We start from the raw sequence: 15095 nt of genomic DNA, 5'->3' as shown, positions 1-15095 counted from the left end.
TTCTTATCTTTTGATTAATAAAAAATAATCGTTAATTTGCGAAATCTGAGAAGTTATCCCTAACAAAAGCATATTCCTGCTGAGTTTAAATAATTAAGATAATTTATAATGATAAATTATCTTAATGCAAGTCATCACAACTGGTTTATCCTGTTAAATAATCGAAAGAAAGTATTTTACTTTTCATAAATCGTTATTTAGTGTGTAAAAGTTTATTACTCTAATAACTTAAGTACTTGCAAATATGACAACAAATACACTCCCTAAAAAAAAGGGCTTCTTAAACCGTGTTGAACGTATCGGTAACGTGATGCCTGACGTTACAATGCTGTTTATTTATGCCTTGATAATCTGTTGGTTTTTATCTTATTTACTTTCATTTGTAGATTTTAATTATTACCATCCAGTGTCGAAAGAAAAAATCACTGTCATTAATATGTTTAACTATGAGGAAATCATATTATTCATCACAGCGGCAGTGAAAAATTTTATTAATTTCCCTCCTCTTGGAATAACAATAGTTGCAACATTGGGGATAGGGATTGCTGAAAGCAGCGGTTTTATCAATACTGCGCTGAAAAAAATGCTCTCGTTTATCACTCCGAAAATGTTGACGCCAACGGTAGTGTTCGTGGGGATTGTTTCCCATATTGCTTCTGACTCTGCTTACGTCATTTTGATGCCTGTCGCTGCAATGATGTTTTACGCGAGTGGTCGCCATCCATTAGCGGGTATTGCGGCTGCATTCGCAGGATTAGCGGGCGGATTTACTGCAAGTTATACGCCTTCTATCATCGATCCTATTATGCAAAGCTTCACACAAGATGCTGCGCAAATGATGGCTCCTGGCTATAGTGTTAACGTACTGTGTAATTACTTCTTTAGCCTTGGTGGCACATTTGGTGTTATTTTTACTTGCTGGTTTATTACCGAAAAAATTGTTGAGCCATGGTTAAATAAAAACTGCCCAATTACCACCAAAGATGTGGATACCGATGCCGATCAGGATCTCGGTAAGATCACGCCATTAGAAAATAGAGCGTTTCGTGTATCGGGTCTTGTCGTGCTGGCTTTGGCAGCGGGTCTGTTTGCCTTATTATGGCCGGAAAACTCATTATTACGTGGCCCAGATGGCAGCTTGACTAGCCCGAAAGCGCCTATCATGCAAATCGTTGTGCCACTGCTGTTTATTTTCTTTGCGTTGCCCGGCATCGTGTACGGCTATATGACTAAATCTTTCACCTCTACGAAAGATGTGGTGAAAGCGATGGAAAATATTACTAAGTCACTGATCCCCTTTATTGTCTTCGCTTTCTTTGCCGCGCAATTCTTATATTCGTTCCAACATTCGAATCTAGGTACATTATTAGCGTTATCTGGTGCGGAATTACTGCGTACCCTTGATATGCCTTCAGGATTGACTGTTTTTGGTGTCATTCTACTGACTGCAATATTAAATATTATGATCACCTCAGCCACGTCTAAGTGGGCGATCATGGCTCCTGTACTTGTGCCAATGTTGATGGCGGTCGGCATCTCTCCGGAACTTACCCAAGCGGCCTTCCGAGTCAGTGATTCGGCAATGAACGTCAGTACCCCCATGTTCCCATTCTATCCGTTGATCCTGATGTATTGTCAGAAATATTACAAAAATGCAGGAATTGGTACTCTTTGCTCCATGATGATACCGTTTACGGTGGGTCTGTTGATCACATTGACCGCAACGCTATACCTCTTCTGGGCATTCGATATTCCAATTGGATTTGACAGTGGTTATACATGGCAGCCAACACCATAAGTCAGTTGTTGGATTGAGTAAAAGGAACAAAAAAAATGAATAAATTAGGTAAACAGCTCGAACAACGTTTTTTTCGCTATCTTGCAATCGAAAGTCAAAGTGATGCAGCGGCAACGGTTGTGCCGAGTACAGAAGGGCAACGTGATTTAGCGAAATTGCTGGCAAAAGAGCTAGAAAGTTATGGCCTAAAAGAGATTTATATCGATGAACATGCAATTCTTTATGCTGTACGTCCGGGCAATAAACCTTCAGCACCTAAAATCGGTTTTGTCACCCATTTAGATACAGTCGATGTTGGTCTATCGCCAGTTATTAAGCCTCAAACACTTAAATATGAAGGCAAAGATCTGTGTTTGAATGCCCAAGAAGATATTTGGTTTAAAGCGTCAGAGCACCCAGAAGCGGCCCCTTATATCGGTGAAGAGATTATCTTTAGTGACGGAACGAGCGTACTCGGTGCGGACAACAAGGCCGCGGTTACCGTGGTTATGGAGTTAATGGATAAGCTGCAACAGGCAGATTTTGATTGCGGTGATATCTATGTTGCCTTTGTTCCTGATGAAGAAATAGGGTTACGTGGCTCAAAAATCATGGACCTATCTCGCTTCAAAGTAGATTTTGCCTACACCATTGACTGTTGTGACCTCGGGGAAGTGGTGTATGAAACCTTTAATGCAGCGTCAATTGAGGTGACAATTAAAGGGGTGACGGCTCATCCTATGTCGGCAAAAAATGTACTATTGAATCCTATTCGTGTCGCACATGATTTTATCGGCTGTTTTGACCGTTTTGATACTCCTGAACATACCGAGCAGCGCGAAGGTTATTTCTATGTGACTGATTTAGTCGCAAATCCCGATAATGCAAAAATCAAAATGGCGATCCGCGATTTTGACCGAAACAGCTATGAAGCTCGTAAACGTTATATCGGTGAAGCGATTGAATTGATCCGAACGCGCCATCCGAGAGCAAAAATTGATTTTAAAATCGAAGATGTGTACAGCAATATCAGTGATTCGCTCGGTGATGACCGTACGGCTATCGACTTAATTTTTGAAGCATTAAAAATTCAAAATGTTGAGCCTAAAGTGATCCCTATGCGAGGGGGCACAGATGGTTCTGCACTCTCTGCTAGAGGAATTTTAACGCCGAATTACTTTACAGGCGCATTAAATTTCCACTCGCGATTTGAATTCTTGCCTCTCAGCTCGTTTGAGAAAAGCTATTTGGTATCAGAGAGTATCTGCCGTTTAGTCGGTCAGAAATAACCAATTAGTTTCTATTTATAATAATGTCATAGCCATGTATTTGCATGGCTATTTTATTTTAAAAGGATATCGCTTTTTTGACGTTATTTTTAGCATGTATTGATTCGTAGAATAATAAAGCAATCAGTTAATCACGAAACGAAAAGACTATATTTTATTTTGTAAAATTGCTATTTATGGAGGTTTATATGGGTGAGTCGTCATAAAATATAGAGAGAAAGATGATTAATATTATAATTATTGATAATAATAATATATTAATTCGTGGGCTTGAGGCTATTTTTAGCCGACACAAACGATGTCATATTGTGGCTTCATTTCCTTTAATCGAACAAGCCATCTCATGGAATCGGCAACAAAAAGCCAGCATTATCTTAATTAATAACGATAACTGCCAATTTGAATCATTAAAGGCGCTACAAACGCTAAGACGAACACAGCCTGATGTTGGTATTATTATTTATAATATCCACGCTCATTATTCATTCTTACTCAAAGCGCTCGATCTTGGGATCCAAGGTATACTAAGTGCCAAAATTGAAGTAAATGAATTCTTAGAAGCTATACAGGTGGTCAATGCGCGCAGCAAAATTATCTCACCAGACATTGCGCAATCTATTGCTTTAAAACGTATTAATCAGCATGAACAGACCGATCTCTATGAGTTATTGTCAACGCGTGAGTTAGAAATCATGTTGCTTATCACCCAAGGGATCCCCACAAAACAGATAGCACAGGTGCTAAATTTAAGCCCTAAAACAGTAAATACCTATCGATATCGAATGTTTGGTAAACTTAATATCCGTAGTGATGTAGAATTAACCCATATTGCCATTAGCTATGGGTTAATTGTAGCCAAACAGGGTTTATTAGGGTGTCAGAACAGTTTGAACCAAAAGCTTTCTTAAAGACAGTGACCAACCAACCCGGCGTCTATCGAATGTATGATGCTGGGGGAACGGTTATTTATGTCGGTAAAGCAAAAGATTTAAAAAAACGACTTTCCAGTTATTTCCGTACTAACGTCAGCAGCCGAAAAACTGAACAGTTAGTGAAAAATATCGCCTCCATTGACGTCACGGTTACACACACAGAAACAGAGGCGCTATTACTCGAACACAACTATATCAAGCTTTATCAGCCTCGCTATAACGTCTTACTGCGTGATGACAAATCCTATCCTTATATCTTTCTGAGTAAAGAAACGCATCCAAGATTATCGATGCACCGTGGTGCTAAGCATGCGAAAGGTGAATATTTTGGGCCATTTCCTAACTCTTATGCAGTAAGGGAAACATTGGCTTTGATGCAAAAGCTATTTCCTATCCGACAATGTGAAGATAGCGTCTACAAAAATCGTTCAAGGCCGTGCCTACAATACCAAATCGGGCGTTGTTTAGGCCCTTGTGTTAAGGGATTAGTGAGCGATGAAGAGTATGAACAACAAGTTAATTACGTTCGTTTATTTTTAACAGGTAAAGATCAGCAAGTATTAACTGGCTTGATTGAACGGATGGAAAAGGCCAGTCAAGCGTTACGTTTTGAAGAAGCGGCACGGTTTCGCGATCAAATTCAAGCGGTGAGGGCGGTAACAGAGCAACAATTTGTTTCAGGTGATAGCGATGACCTTGATGTGATTGGTGTAGCCTTCGAGGCAGGGTTTGCTTGTATTCATGTGTTGTTTATACGGCAGGGGAAAGTGTTAGGAAGCCGGAGTTATTATCCTAAAATACCGGCTGACACATTACTTGAAGAAGTGGTGCAAACTTTTCTTGGGCAGTTCTATTTACAAGGAAGTGAAAATCGAACATTGCCCGGAGAGATCCTGTTAGATTTTGCGTTACCTGAGAAAACATTGCTGGCTGACTCACTATCGCACATCGCTGGGCGTAAAATTCAAATTCAAACTCAACCTCGTGGTGCAAGGGCGCGTTATCTGAAACTGGCACGGACGAATGCATCAACCGCGTTATTAACCAAGCTTGCACAGCAGTCCACAATCCATCAACGGATGTCATCATTAGCGAAAACAGTTGGGTTGGATTCAATCGCTCGAATGGAGTGCTTTGATATTTCCCATACGATGGGGGAACAAACCGTCGCATCTTGTGTTGTTTTCGATAAAAATGGTCCAGTGAAGTCGGAGTATCGGCGCTATAACATTACGGGGATCACCCCAGGTGACGATTATGCTGCGATGCATCAGGTTCTTACTCGCCGCTATGGCAAGCATATTGATGAGAGTAAAGTGCCTGACATTATTTTTATTGATGGGGGGAAAGGGCAATTAGGCCAAGCAAAAGATGTGTTTAATTCTCTGGATGTGGATTGGGATAAAAATCGACCATTGTTAATTGGGGTTGCAAAAGGGAGTGACCGTAAAGCAGGGTTAGAGACGCTATTTTTTAAGCCAGAAGGGGAAGGGGTTGCGTTGCCGCCTGATTCACCTGCACTGCATGTGATCCAACATATACGAGACGAATCACATAATCATGCGATTACAGGCCACCGCCAGCGTAGAGCAAAGGTTAAAAATACCAGCGCGCTCGAATCTATTGAAGGTGTAGGACCCAAACGTCGTCAAATGCTACTAAAATATATGGGGGGCTTACAGCCGCTGAAAAATGCAAGTATAGAAGAGATAGCAAAAGTGCCCTCGATCTCATACGCGTTGGCAGAAAAGATTTATAATGCATTGAAACAGTAGGTGTCTTAAGGCACCATACTTATTAAATCCAATTTGGTCAAAAAGTTACTGAGCATGATGAAATTAAATATTCCTACGTGGTTGACCCTGTTCCGAGTCATTCTGATACCGTTTTTTGTGCTGGCTTTTTATTTACCAGTCAGTTGGGGGCCTTTTGTTTGCGCATTAATTTTCGTTATTGCGGCAGTAACAGATTGGTTTGATGGCTATTTAGCAAGGTTATGGAAGCAAACAACCAAGTTTGGGGCATTCCTAGATCCTGTTGCCGATAAGGTGATGGTGGCAACAGCATTAGTGCTTGTTACGGAAAGTTTTGATGTTTGGTATGTCACTTTACCCGCCGCGACGATGATCGCTCGTGAAATTATTATTTCTTCGTTAAGAGAATGGATGGCTGAGATAGGCAAAAGAAGTAGTGTTGCCGTGTCATGGATTGGTAAATTTAAGACAACAGCCCAAATGATCTCTTTAGTTGGGTTATTGTGGCGTCCAAATTTGCTTATTGAGAATCTTGCTATCGCATTATTGTATGTTGCAGCTATCTTAACGTTCTGGTCAATGTATCAATATTTGAAGGCAGCATGGTCAGATTTGAGCGAAGCTTGATCGAAATGATTGAAAAAACAGCGAACGAACGGTTTTGAGTGATTTTTTTAAATATTTGTGTTGACTCAAAATGTGAAATCAGTAGAATGCAACGCATCGAACGGCAACGAGGTTTACGAAAAAAAATAAGTAAATCAGCCAGTTTGAAAAGCGAAAGCTGAAAGGCGGGAATAGCTCAGTTGGTAGAGCACGACCTTGCCAAGGTCGGGGTCGCGAGTTCGAGTCTCGTTTCCCGCTCCAAATCTCAGTAAGAGATTGAGAAGAAGGCGCGTTAGCAAAGCGGTTATGCACCGGATTGCAAATCCGTGTAGCTCGGTTCGACTCCGGGACGCGCCTCCAAAATTCAGCCCAGGTGGTGAAATCGGTAGACACAAGGGATTTAAAATCCCTCGGCCTTTAGGCTGTGCGGGTTCAAGTCCCGCCCTGGGCACCAAATAAAAACCGCGTTGAATAACAACGGGTTAGGGAAAGAAAAGAGCGACCTTTAAGGTCGCTTTTTTTGTGCTCTAAATCACACTTCATAATACTTTCAGAATATCCTTTCAGAATATAAATTTCACACTCAGAATTTTTATGCATTATTTCTGATTACCTACCACGGGTACAATTTCTACTTTTCTATCATATCGAGCCGTTTGCCCTATATTCTTATGTCCTGATATTTTTTGCTTCTCTTGCAATGTGCCATCGAGGTCAGAGATCCCTTTAGCTTTCAAATCATGAAAGGTAAAGTCAAAAGATAGTTCAGGATTATTAATGGCTGCTTGTTCTTTTGCTTTTCTCCATCGACTATTAAATCCATCACGTGAATAGGCGCGGCCATTTTGTTGATGAACAATAAATAAACTGGATACACCATCATCAAGGGGAAGGCCAGTTGCCATTGTGATAACCGCTCTCAACCTATCAGACCAGCCTTTAATTTGACTCTTACCAGTTTTACCTTGCTTAATATAAATACCCGCTTCCATGAGCTGATCTTTTTTTAGTGATAAAACGTCTTGCTGCCGAGCGCAACACAAATAAGCGAGTTCCATAGCAACTTGTACTAATAATGGCGCAGATTGGTATAACGCGTCATATTCTCTATCTGTGATGTAACGTTCTCTCGCTTTTTCTTTGAATTGCTTAACACCTTGGCATGGATTTAGCTTTACCATTCCTCGTTCATAACCCCAACGGAATACACGAGACATAAACGTTTTTTCTCTATTGGCCTGAATTCGGCTTTTTAAACCCCGCCTATCCATATATTTACGGATATGTTCCGGCTTAATGTTGTTTGGATTCATTTTCCCAAATACAGGTAATACTTTATTTGAATATTTGTGATAGTCCTTTTGTGTTTCTTGTGATAATTCGATGAAATCAGCAGATTTTAAAAATTGCTCAACAAGAGAATTAAAGTTATCTGTATTTTTTTCATCGTTAATATACTTTTCATAGTGTGCCCAAACTTCGGCGACACTACTTTCAAGTGAACATAATCTTACAGTACCACCATTTATAGGCTTGAATTCAAAGGCTGAACGCCCTCTATAAACACGTTTTGGATAGCAATTATCTTCGGGGTTCTTTCTTGTTCTTGACATTACATAGCCCCGAAATTTGGTTCTTCTTGAGTTTGTGCTTGCGACCGCTTAGATAACGGGTTTTGAAAGTGTCCCCATGTTGTTCTAGGGTGACCATCAGGGCGCTTAATAAAGAAAATACCCGCATGTTCTAAAGCTTTGCATTGTTGGGATGGTCGCTGATAACCTGTTAATTCAATCATTTCCTCATGAGTGATAATGTCATGATCGCTTTTCATTTTGGTCTTGCCTCATCATCAATAAAATTAGTAAATCAGCGGTATCACAAGCGCGTTTTATATCCGCTTCGGTTAATTGCTTGTTTTTAACGCTTGCTGCCAATCTTCCTAATTTAATATCGAAATCCGTTAATAACTGCTCTTCGGGTTTCCAAGGTTGTAATTGCATGGTGTTAACTCGTTTGGTCGTTGAGAAAACACCATGCTAGTTAGAAATAAAAAATAAAACTGATTACGCTTAATCAATTATTGGCTCGGATAATAGCCTCGACGGGATAGCATTCAGCAACCTTACCTTCACTAACTAACAATTCTCTATCTACTAAACAGTTGATCTCATCAGGGTAGATATAGCCATAGGGTTCAAATTCACAATTAATAGCGCTGCAAATCATCAGGAATAAACCAAACATTATTGTTTACCCCTCTGTTGCTGCACGGCCGTAGGTTGAATTTCAATTTTGATATACGCAGGGAAGTCATAAGAAACTGTGCAGCGTCTGTCCGTTGAAATAAAACCGTACGATCCATCGGGTAGGGTGATTTTTACTTCTTGGTCTTTTTGATGTTGGTGTCTTAGCATTGGTCTTGCCTCTTGGTTTCTTTGCTTCTAATTGCAATCTTCAGTCTTGCCAACTGCAAAACTGCATCTTTATATTCTTCTGGGGCGTTGGCATAGAAACGATTAATAACGCCGTGTTCAGATTTTGTAATGCTCATTAAGTTTTCAATATCACAATTCAGAGGATTGCAATCGATAAACTTAATAACATGTCCTTTAGGGACAGGACCATTATGTTTTTCCCATACTAGAATATGTTTATGTTTCCATGTTCTAGGATGCGCTATTTTGACTTTGATGTATCCATCAGTAGTAATAACCTCGGTACCAATAGGTTGGTAATTATGAGGTATATTGTTCTTTTTAAATGATCTTGAATTTGCAGTGGTTAAACCTTTTTTACCTTTGTTTACTGGAATGTGACCTTTTGGAAACGCGCCAGATCTGCCTGTTTTAAGCTTTAGTCGCTTTCTAAAACTATTCATTGCATCCTTAGATCGTGAGCAATTAAATTCTTTATTGAAAGCCAATGTTAATTTATCTAATGGCAGTAAATAGTTTTGACGCATCCAATCACACATAGCATCAGTATGAATAAAGCGGGTCATTTTTTTACTTCCAGATATTTAGGTGTATCCCGAATTCGACCTTCATCAGTCATACGTTTTACTGCGATGGCCAACTTGCCATTTTCAACAATTGAAGCAGCAACCTCAGTAACAGCCTTAGCTCTATTGATTTCATGCTTCAATTCGTCTCCTTTAAGGTCTTCATCAGAGAGCCTTTCAAGCTGAGCGAATAAATGGTTGTGCAAATCTTCTAAATTATTCTTCATAATCAATACTCCGTGACATGTCACACTAGTGTAAAACTGTTGAACTGGTTGGCGCGTTTAGCTGTAGTAATAATGCTTTTTGTACCTGTGACAGCATTTGACGCTCTTGTTTTGTGACATCTTCCGTTGACGCTGTGGACCATTCGATGCTTGATTTATTACTGTCTTTGTCGTGGTTGATGATGATTTCTAATTTCATGGCCATAATATTATTTCCTATAATGCGCCCATTTCTGAGCGCTAAAAGCTATTAACGAACTTGCAAAGTACGCTCACCGATTTCGAGATGTGCGCCAGCCACTTTTTTGCCTTTTTCAATTGCTTCTTTAATGGCTTTTTTGTCCGGTGTAGTTACCACTTGAACTTGAACCAAGTCATTAGGAAGTAAATCCTCGTTATCAATGACAACAGAGGTTGATCCTTTACGTGCAGTAAACGTATTTTTAAGGGTTTTTAGATTGTCTAACCCCGCTGCCAACAAGCAGGTTAAAGCATATTTTTTTAAGTTTTTAGCCTGATTTTCGAATGATTTTTTACGTTCAGATAAGCGCTTAGATTCTTCCTCTAGTGTTTTTGCTTGCCCTTCAATATTGCGAACATGAACCATGATTGCATCTAACTTATCGCCTAGCTCGCCCTCAATACCTTCTAATGTGTCAGCGATTTCTTCAGGGGAAAAATTACCAACTTCAACAAGCTGCTGTAGCTTTTCATAGCTTGCAGCAAGTGCAATAGCAGTAGTCTTGGTCATTAGATTGCCTCTTCTTTCTGTTTAAGTAGATCTATACACTCTTTTTCAATTTCATTTAATCGACGTAACCTGCCTGATAAATATTTTGCGTACTCTTTGTCACCGCGATCTTGTGCTAACTTAATGTGTGTTGATATTTCACGAGTAAGGGTAGATGCAATACCGCGTAATTCATTTTGTGTAACAGCGCTGCGCATGGTTTCAGTATGCTTAGTAAATTTCTCATCCAGCTCTTTACGAACGCGAGTCACATCTTCTGCGCTATCTGTTGCGGCTTTGATTTCGTACTCGAGCTTATTACTTGCTACATATTCAGGGTTATCATGCATGCCCATGAACACATCAGAGCTAAAGCCAAGCATAGAAAGGGCTTTTTTGATTGCATCTGTGAGTGATTTTTTAATGACTTCGCCATCGACTTTAATGCCATAATTGGTTTGGTAACGGTAAGGCGTGGCGCCATAACTTTCAAACTCACCACGTATTTCGCCCTCGATGATGTACCAGAATTTAATTTTGAGTGAGTGGTTTTGTTCGCAGAATAAAGATCCATCCCCATCACGTAAAAAGCGAGTTGCAACCTGTTTGTTTCGTTCATCGAGGATGGGTTCAACAAGTGGCTTACCATCGATAAATTTATCTTCAATAACTTCATAACCCCAACCTTCGCCAATGGGGCCGAATATCTCAGTCGCTCGCATAAACATGTAGGTACTGTTTATGCTTGTTCCTATAAAACCCACACCTTCTAACGGCTTAGTAAAGCGAGCGTCTGTGCGCTGTACGCGCTTCCAAATATTAAGATGATCGTTGTTATCTTTGAGTACATCATCAATGATTGCCGCACGTTGTTCGAAATCGTCATGCTGTACTGCTGATTGAGTTGTTTTAATTACGACCGCATCAGGCTCTTTTGTTTGTTCAGTGGCAGTTTCGGTAGCTGTGCTTTCTTCGACTTTAGCTGGCTCCTTTTTCTTGCGTGTGCGTTTTGGTTTTTCTTCAACAACAGAGTGCTTTTCTTCAACTGTCGTTGATGATTGTTCATCATTAGCCGGTTGCTGAATTAAATTATCAACTGAAAAACGGCCGTTACCGAGTGCTGTTACTTTGGGTTGATTGGTACCGAGTTTCGAATCAATAAACGCTTTACGTGCATTTGCATCACTTAGTAATTCAGTTCGTTCGCGAGCTTCTGTGATGAGTGAAAAAATTTTCTCACGAGGAATGTCGAGAATGTCGGGATAGATACGCAAACTCATTGACCAGCGTTTCCATGCGTTGTCATCGTTGCTGATCAGTTCTTTAGCTCTGCGAACATCAGAACCTTTCACGTCATCGATATCAACATTACTTAACAGTGCGAGCGCGATTTCAGTATCAAGCATCGCGTAATCGCGTTTTATCACCTGTTCTTCATGTGCCGTTTCAACTTCTGATTTGGGCTCTTCAATTAACCAATTGTTACCTAACCCGATCGCATCAATAACGGAAATATCATCATCAGCAAACTCAAAAACAGCATTAGCAATTTCATATGTTTGCTCTGCATCCATCGAATCTAGCTGTTTTATTTTTCCTAAACCTTCTGCGATATTGCGAATTTTAGGTTGCTCTTTGCTTTCGTTAACAAAGCTTACCGCTTTACTGACATCAGAACGGGTGAATTGCGTTTTATTGAATAACAAAATAGCAGCGATACGAATAACGACATTTATTTTGTTAAAATCTTCATATTGAACAGGTACCCATTTTTCACCATCGAATTCATTTTCAAGCGCAAACTTCTCGTCGAACTTATCGAGAGCAGGGCGAGGGGAACCGACACTATCTTCACAGACAATCGGCTCATCAGTATTAAAATTATCCATAGCTTCTGGATAAGCTTCAGACAGCTTGATCATTGCAGCAGCAGAAGCTAATTTTGCATTTGTAGAATTCAATGCAATTGTTAAAGGTACAGCACCGTTCGTCCGAGCGTCGATAGTCGGCTCGAATACACAGATAAAAGTTTTCATTTTGGTCTTGCCTCTTGAATTAATGTCCAGATTTGGCGAGTTTGATCGCGCGTTTAATTCCCGCTTTTTTAATAGTGATTTGCTTATATTTTCCCTTTACTGGATTTGAATAAGCAGTACCAGTTGATGGGTAATATTCAACTTGTCGTGTGCCGCCGATAATAGAAATGTGTTGAGTACCAGAAACTATCTCACTGTTATTTTCATGTTCAATAACAGATAGCTCCGCATCTAATACAGCATCAATAGCTAGATTAATAGCATCCATCATATTCACCATTAATAAGGGAGCTCTTCATCAATTTTAGATATTGGCTTACCCTCTAAGCAGAGAAGCATTTGAATTTGATCTTCAAGTAAACTTGATTTCACTTGCGCATCAGCAAGAATTTTGTTTTGCTCAGCTTTGAGCGCGTCAATCTCTAATTGAACTAGCTCAGTGCTTGACGGTGCAGTAAATGGAATGTCGACAGTATGCTCAGCAATGACAAAGCCTAAGCCAGAATCGATATCGTATTTGAATGTAGAAGGGCGGTATCGATATGAACCGTCAAATTGCTTCTGTGCATGAATGTATAGTGTGACATTTAGGGGGGTTTTAGGTTGTGCTTTCATAGCAACTCCTTTAAAATATAGTCTGATCAGTGATTCTTATCATTGGTCTTGCCTCTTAAGCGGATTGGTCTCCGCTAAGAACTTCCGGTTAGCTTTGGTCGGCGACCCGGGTAAAAGAGCCCACCTCGGTGGGTTTTTTTACGTCTGTATCAAATTCAAGCGTTGCTGTTTTATTATCACCACAACAATTAATGATTGTTTCTGGAAATGCTTCGAATAAAGCGATGATTCTGTCTAATTTAATATTCTTCATTTCATTCTTAGCTACATACATAATCGTCTCCTGTCATTTATGATGTTGCCCGTCTTTCCGAGCTGTCAGGTCTGGTCTTGCCTCGATCGTGGTCGATGGTCTTGCCTAGCTTTGGTCTAAAAGTTTTCCCTGGTACTGCTAAAAAATTGCCGTTACGCCGTGGTAATCATGAAAGGTCGTGATGAGAGCTTTGGTTCTCCTCCGACATAACAGCAAAACTAAATTTGGTTTGAACACCTATCAAAACACTTGCCGTGGTTTAATCAAAAATATCAATTCAGATTGTTACTTATATAGTTTACGTTTCTGAACTAACGGAATGAAGTTTATGATCGTGAACTTTCTTTGTCAACGATAAAGTTTAGAAATGTGAACAAAATTATGATGGGTATAAAAAAACCAGCATTTGCTGGTTTTAATATAATGTGACGAAAATTAGTAAAGAGATAGTTGCATTTTTAAGCACACACCAATAATCAGAGTTTCATCGGTTACTTGTATTCGTTCGTAATTAGAGTTTAAAGACATTAAATATTTATTAGGCCCATCAGTCACGTATTGCTTTACTATGGCTTGTTTATCGTTAGGAGTAACTTTGGCAACGACAATAGCTCCTGATTTTATTTGTGGTCCTACATCAACTATTAAGGTTGCTCCAACGGGAATGGATAAGCCTTGCCCAGATATATTCATCATTGAATTGTTTTCCATTTTAAGAGCAAAAGCATACGGGGAAACGAACTCAAGCACTTCTAACCATGATATGGCCTCAACATCAGGACCGTGCATTAATTCATGCCACTCCGCAGCCTGCTCAAATGAAATCAATGGGATCTCATGAATTTTCAGATGGTAGGTGTTTGCTACATTGGGAGGTATCTCATTTACTGGTCCCCCCTCAAGCAGCCAATTTTCCGACACACGCAATATCCTCGCTAGGCTTGGGATGTACTTAGATGAAGGCTCTGACTTCCCATTTATCCATTGGCTAACTGCACCTTTAGATGCTCCAGTAGCCTCTACAATATGACGATTTTTTAAGTGCAACTGGCTCATGCACATGCTTATACGGTCGTGTATGCTAAGTGGTTTCATGTTCACCTATCTAAACAAAAAATGTTTATTATATTGATCTTTAGTGTTTACGATTATAAACTAGTTTATCAAGTTCAACAGAGGATGTAACCCATGCTAAAAAACGATGTAATTAATTTCTTTGGTGGAGTCACTGCAACTGCAAAGGCTCTAGGCATTTCTAAATCAACCGTAAGCATTTGGAAGTCTGAGATTCCATGGAAATACGCGTTATTAATTGAAAAAATCACTCAAGGAACGCTTAAAGCTAATGTAACTGTAGATCGTTTAAAAAACTGATTCTTAATAATCAATTTTGCGACAGGAGACGCGAGTAGATGAATTTTGATATCGATATTGTCCGTTCTGAATTAGAGAGCTGGGCGACCGAACAAGGGCAAGAGCATGTAGCGATTGAGATCAGCCGTGCATACTCCCGAATAGTGCGAGATAAATCGCAGGGGCGTTTACATGTGATTGAAGATGAGAACGGTAGGGCGGATTGGAAGGCGATCAACAACAACCGGCAGCAAATTTTCAGATGGTTGCGCGGTGATTCTAGTGCGTCATTGCGAAAAATTGCAGAGCTAATGCCGGCAATTGAAATGGCATTGCCAGCATCACGATTAGCTAGGCTTCGCGGTGATACCAAAAATTATTTAGCATCAGTGGCGATACAACTTTTTGCTGATGCGATCAGTGAAATTTTATTAGAGGGGCGTGACATGTCACACCACATCAATAACGCAGTTAATGCATTAAACGCTATCCCACGCCCGACCAGCGTACATTAAGAGGCAA

The 15095-nt window shown here is 40.0% G+C and carries 21 protein-coding genes and 3 tRNA genes; 10 read left to right on the top strand and 14 right to left on the bottom strand.

Annotated features, from left to right (window positions below):
- Positions 1-244: 244 nt before the first annotated feature.
- From PR675_RS03680 to PR675_RS03645, 8 genes are all read left to right on the top strand, one after another.
- Positions 245-1798 (top strand): AbgT family transporter, encoded by a 1554-nt coding sequence (locus PR675_RS03680; RefSeq protein WP_014658104.1) that lies wholly within the window; start codon positions 245-247, stop codon positions 1796-1798.
- Between the two features lie 35 nt (positions 1799-1833).
- Complete coding sequence (gene pepT / locus PR675_RS03675; protein WP_060561339.1) at positions 1834-3066, top strand: peptidase T; 1233 nt, start codon at positions 1834-1836, stop codon at positions 3064-3066.
- A 221-nt stretch (positions 3067-3287) separates the two neighbouring features.
- A complete protein-coding gene (locus PR675_RS03670) occupies positions 3288-3974 on the top strand; it encodes a LuxR C-terminal-related transcriptional regulator (protein WP_004918792.1) in 687 nt (228 codons plus the stop codon).
- Positions 3941-5773 (top strand): excinuclease ABC subunit UvrC, encoded by a 1833-nt coding sequence (gene uvrC, locus PR675_RS03665; protein WP_060561338.1) that lies wholly within the window; start codon positions 3941-3943, stop codon positions 5771-5773. The genes PR675_RS03670 and uvrC overlap by 34 nt, the downstream gene beginning before the upstream one ends.
- A 57-nt stretch (positions 5774-5830) precedes the next feature.
- Complete coding sequence (gene pgsA, locus PR675_RS03660) at positions 5831-6379, top strand: CDP-diacylglycerol--glycerol-3-phosphate 3-phosphatidyltransferase (RefSeq protein WP_014658106.1); 549 nt, start codon at positions 5831-5833, stop codon at positions 6377-6379.
- 164 nt (positions 6380-6543) lie between these two features.
- A tRNA-Gly gene (locus tag PR675_RS03655) sits at positions 6544-6619 on the top strand.
- Positions 6620-6644: 25 nt separating this feature from the next.
- Positions 6645-6718: transfer RNA gene (locus PR675_RS03650), tRNA-Cys, on the top strand.
- Between the two features lie 7 nt (positions 6719-6725).
- A tRNA-Leu gene (locus PR675_RS03645) sits at positions 6726-6812 on the top strand.
- 145 nt (positions 6813-6957) lie between these two features.
- On the opposite strand, the gene PR675_RS03640 is transcribed toward PR675_RS03645, so the two are convergent.
- The 14 genes from PR675_RS03640 to PR675_RS03575 form a co-directional block, all read right to left on the bottom strand.
- A complete protein-coding gene (locus PR675_RS03640) occupies positions 6958-7971 on the bottom strand; it encodes a tyrosine-type recombinase/integrase (RefSeq protein ID WP_140186858.1) in 1014 nt (337 codons plus the stop codon).
- Positions 7971-8189: a DUF4224 domain-containing protein gene (locus PR675_RS03635; RefSeq protein ID WP_196993034.1), complete on the bottom strand. Its 219-nt coding sequence runs from the start codon at positions 8187-8189 to the stop codon at positions 7971-7973. The genes PR675_RS03640 and PR675_RS03635 overlap by 1 nt, the downstream gene beginning before the upstream one ends.
- Positions 8173-8358, bottom strand: coding sequence for a hypothetical protein (locus PR675_RS03630; protein WP_014658109.1), 186 nt, complete (start codon positions 8356-8358; stop codon positions 8173-8175). Before PR675_RS03630 ends, PR675_RS03635 begins: the two co-directional genes overlap by 17 nt.
- A gap of 73 nt (positions 8359-8431) precedes the next feature.
- The gene (locus PR675_RS03625) at positions 8432-8602 is read right to left on the bottom strand and encodes a hypothetical protein (RefSeq protein WP_196993033.1); all 171 of its coding nucleotides are present in this window, start codon (positions 8600-8602) and stop codon (positions 8432-8434) included.
- Entirely contained in the window at positions 8602-8772 is a 171-nt protein-coding gene (locus PR675_RS03620; protein WP_196993032.1) for a hypothetical protein, read from the bottom strand. The genes PR675_RS03625 and PR675_RS03620 overlap by 1 nt, the downstream gene beginning before the upstream one ends.
- Positions 8766-9359 (bottom strand): HNH endonuclease signature motif containing protein, encoded by a 594-nt coding sequence (locus PR675_RS03615; protein WP_196993031.1) that lies wholly within the window; start codon positions 9357-9359, stop codon positions 8766-8768. Before PR675_RS03615 ends, PR675_RS03620 begins: the two co-directional genes overlap by 7 nt.
- Entirely contained in the window at positions 9356-9586 is a 231-nt protein-coding gene (locus PR675_RS03610; RefSeq protein WP_196993030.1) for a hypothetical protein, read from the bottom strand. Before PR675_RS03610 ends, PR675_RS03615 begins: the two co-directional genes overlap by 4 nt.
- 25 nt (positions 9587-9611) lie before the next feature.
- Positions 9612-9791 (bottom strand): hypothetical protein, encoded by a 180-nt coding sequence (locus tag PR675_RS03605; protein WP_196993029.1) that lies wholly within the window; start codon positions 9789-9791, stop codon positions 9612-9614.
- Positions 9792-9836: 45 nt separating this feature from the next.
- On the bottom strand, positions 9837-10337 hold the full coding sequence (locus PR675_RS03600) for a siphovirus Gp157 family protein (protein ID WP_196993028.1): 501 nt from the start codon (positions 10335-10337) through the stop codon (positions 9837-9839).
- Positions 10337-12352 carry a hypothetical protein gene (locus PR675_RS03595; protein ID WP_272582680.1) on the bottom strand — a complete coding sequence of 672 codons (2016 nt, stop codon included), beginning with the start codon at positions 12350-12352 and terminating at the stop codon, positions 10337-10339. Before PR675_RS03595 ends, PR675_RS03600 begins: the two co-directional genes overlap by 1 nt.
- A gap of 19 nt (positions 12353-12371) precedes the next feature.
- Positions 12372-12620 carry a hypothetical protein gene (locus PR675_RS03590; RefSeq protein WP_272582679.1) on the bottom strand — a complete coding sequence of 83 codons (249 nt, stop codon included), beginning with the start codon at positions 12618-12620 and terminating at the stop codon, positions 12372-12374.
- Positions 12621-12631: 11 nt separating this feature from the next.
- Positions 12632-12967: a hypothetical protein gene (locus PR675_RS03585; protein ID WP_272582678.1), complete on the bottom strand. Its 336-nt coding sequence runs from the start codon at positions 12965-12967 to the stop codon at positions 12632-12634.
- Positions 12968-13055: 88 nt separating this feature from the next.
- The gene (locus PR675_RS03580; RefSeq protein WP_272582677.1) at positions 13056-13241 is read right to left on the bottom strand and encodes a hypothetical protein; all 186 of its coding nucleotides are present in this window, start codon (positions 13239-13241) and stop codon (positions 13056-13058) included.
- Positions 13242-13655: 414 nt separating this feature from the next.
- Complete coding sequence (locus tag PR675_RS03575; protein WP_272582676.1) at positions 13656-14276, bottom strand: LexA family protein; 621 nt, start codon at positions 14274-14276, stop codon at positions 13656-13658.
- A 132-nt stretch (positions 14277-14408) separates the two neighbouring features.
- On the opposite strand from PR675_RS03575, the gene PR675_RS03570 reads away from it, so the two are divergent.
- Together PR675_RS03570 and PR675_RS03565 are read left to right on the top strand one after the other, a co-directional pair.
- Positions 14409-14594: a Cro/CI family transcriptional regulator gene (locus PR675_RS03570; RefSeq protein WP_272582675.1), complete on the top strand. Its 186-nt coding sequence runs from the start codon at positions 14409-14411 to the stop codon at positions 14592-14594.
- Positions 14595-14632: 38 nt separating this feature from the next.
- On the top strand, positions 14633-15088 hold the full coding sequence (locus PR675_RS03565) for a toxin YdaT family protein (protein WP_272582674.1): 456 nt from the start codon (positions 14633-14635) through the stop codon (positions 15086-15088).
- The last annotated feature ends 7 nt before the right edge of the window (positions 15089-15095 follow it).

This window comes from Providencia sp. PROV261, from assembly GCF_028477945.1.
Lineage (GTDB): Bacteria > Pseudomonadota > Gammaproteobacteria > Enterobacterales > Enterobacteriaceae > Providencia > Providencia stuartii.
The sequence above is the reverse complement of the archived record's forward strand: the minus strand, read 5'-3'. Positions and strand labels throughout refer to the sequence as shown.

Bases quoted from the DNA above. Each gene is read 5' to 3' on its own strand.
- PR675_RS03575 (WP_272582676.1), bottom strand. From the start codon at position 14,276: ATGAGCCAGTTGCACTTAAAAAATCGTCATATTGTAGAGGCTACTGGA.
- PR675_RS03670 (WP_004918792.1), top strand. From the start codon at position 3,288: ATGATTAATATTATAATTATTGATAATAATAATATATTAATTCGTGGG.
- PR675_RS03640 (WP_140186858.1), bottom strand. From the start codon at position 7,971: ATGTCAAGAACAAGAAAGAACCCCGAAGATAATTGCTATCCAAAACGT.
- pgsA (WP_014658106.1), top strand. From the start codon at position 5,831: ATGAAATTAAATATTCCTACGTGGTTGACCCTGTTCCGAGTCATTCTG.
- PR675_RS03580 (WP_272582677.1), bottom strand. From the start codon at position 13,241: ATGTATGTAGCTAAGAATGAAATGAAGAATATTAAATTAGACAGAATC.
- PR675_RS03630 (WP_014658109.1), bottom strand. From the start codon at position 8,358: ATGCAATTACAACCTTGGAAACCCGAAGAGCAGTTATTAACGGATTTC.
- PR675_RS03590 (WP_272582679.1), bottom strand. From the start codon at position 12,620: ATGGATGCTATTAATCTAGCTATTGATGCTGTATTAGATGCGGAGCTA.
- PR675_RS03680 (WP_014658104.1), top strand. From the start codon at position 245: ATGACAACAAATACACTCCCTAAAAAAAAGGGCTTCTTAAACCGTGTT.
- PR675_RS03615 (WP_196993031.1), bottom strand. From the start codon at position 9,359: ATGACCCGCTTTATTCATACTGATGCTATGTGTGATTGGATGCGTCAA.
- PR675_RS03635 (WP_196993034.1), bottom strand. From the start codon at position 8,189: ATGAAAAGCGATCATGACATTATCACTCATGAGGAAATGATTGAATTA.
- PR675_RS03620 (WP_196993032.1), bottom strand. From the start codon at position 8,772: ATGCTAAGACACCAACATCAAAAAGACCAAGAAGTAAAAATCACCCTA.
- PR675_RS03565 (WP_272582674.1), top strand. From the start codon at position 14,633: ATGAATTTTGATATCGATATTGTCCGTTCTGAATTAGAGAGCTGGGCG.
- PR675_RS03585 (WP_272582678.1), bottom strand. From the start codon at position 12,967: ATGAAAGCACAACCTAAAACCCCCCTAAATGTCACACTATACATTCAT.
- PR675_RS03625 (WP_196993033.1), bottom strand. From the start codon at position 8,602: ATGTTTGGTTTATTCCTGATGATTTGCAGCGCTATTAATTGTGAATTT.
- PR675_RS03570 (WP_272582675.1), top strand. From the start codon at position 14,409: ATGCTAAAAAACGATGTAATTAATTTCTTTGGTGGAGTCACTGCAACT.
- PR675_RS03605 (WP_196993029.1), bottom strand. From the start codon at position 9,791: ATGGCCATGAAATTAGAAATCATCATCAACCACGACAAAGACAGTAAT.
- PR675_RS03600 (WP_196993028.1), bottom strand. From the start codon at position 10,337: ATGACCAAGACTACTGCTATTGCACTTGCTGCAAGCTATGAAAAGCTA.
- pepT (WP_060561339.1), top strand. From the start codon at position 1,834: ATGAATAAATTAGGTAAACAGCTCGAACAACGTTTTTTTCGCTATCTT.
- PR675_RS03595 (WP_272582680.1), bottom strand. From the start codon at position 12,352: ATGAAAACTTTTATCTGTGTATTCGAGCCGACTATCGACGCTCGGACG.
- PR675_RS03610 (WP_196993030.1), bottom strand. From the start codon at position 9,586: ATGAAGAATAATTTAGAAGATTTGCACAACCATTTATTCGCTCAGCTT.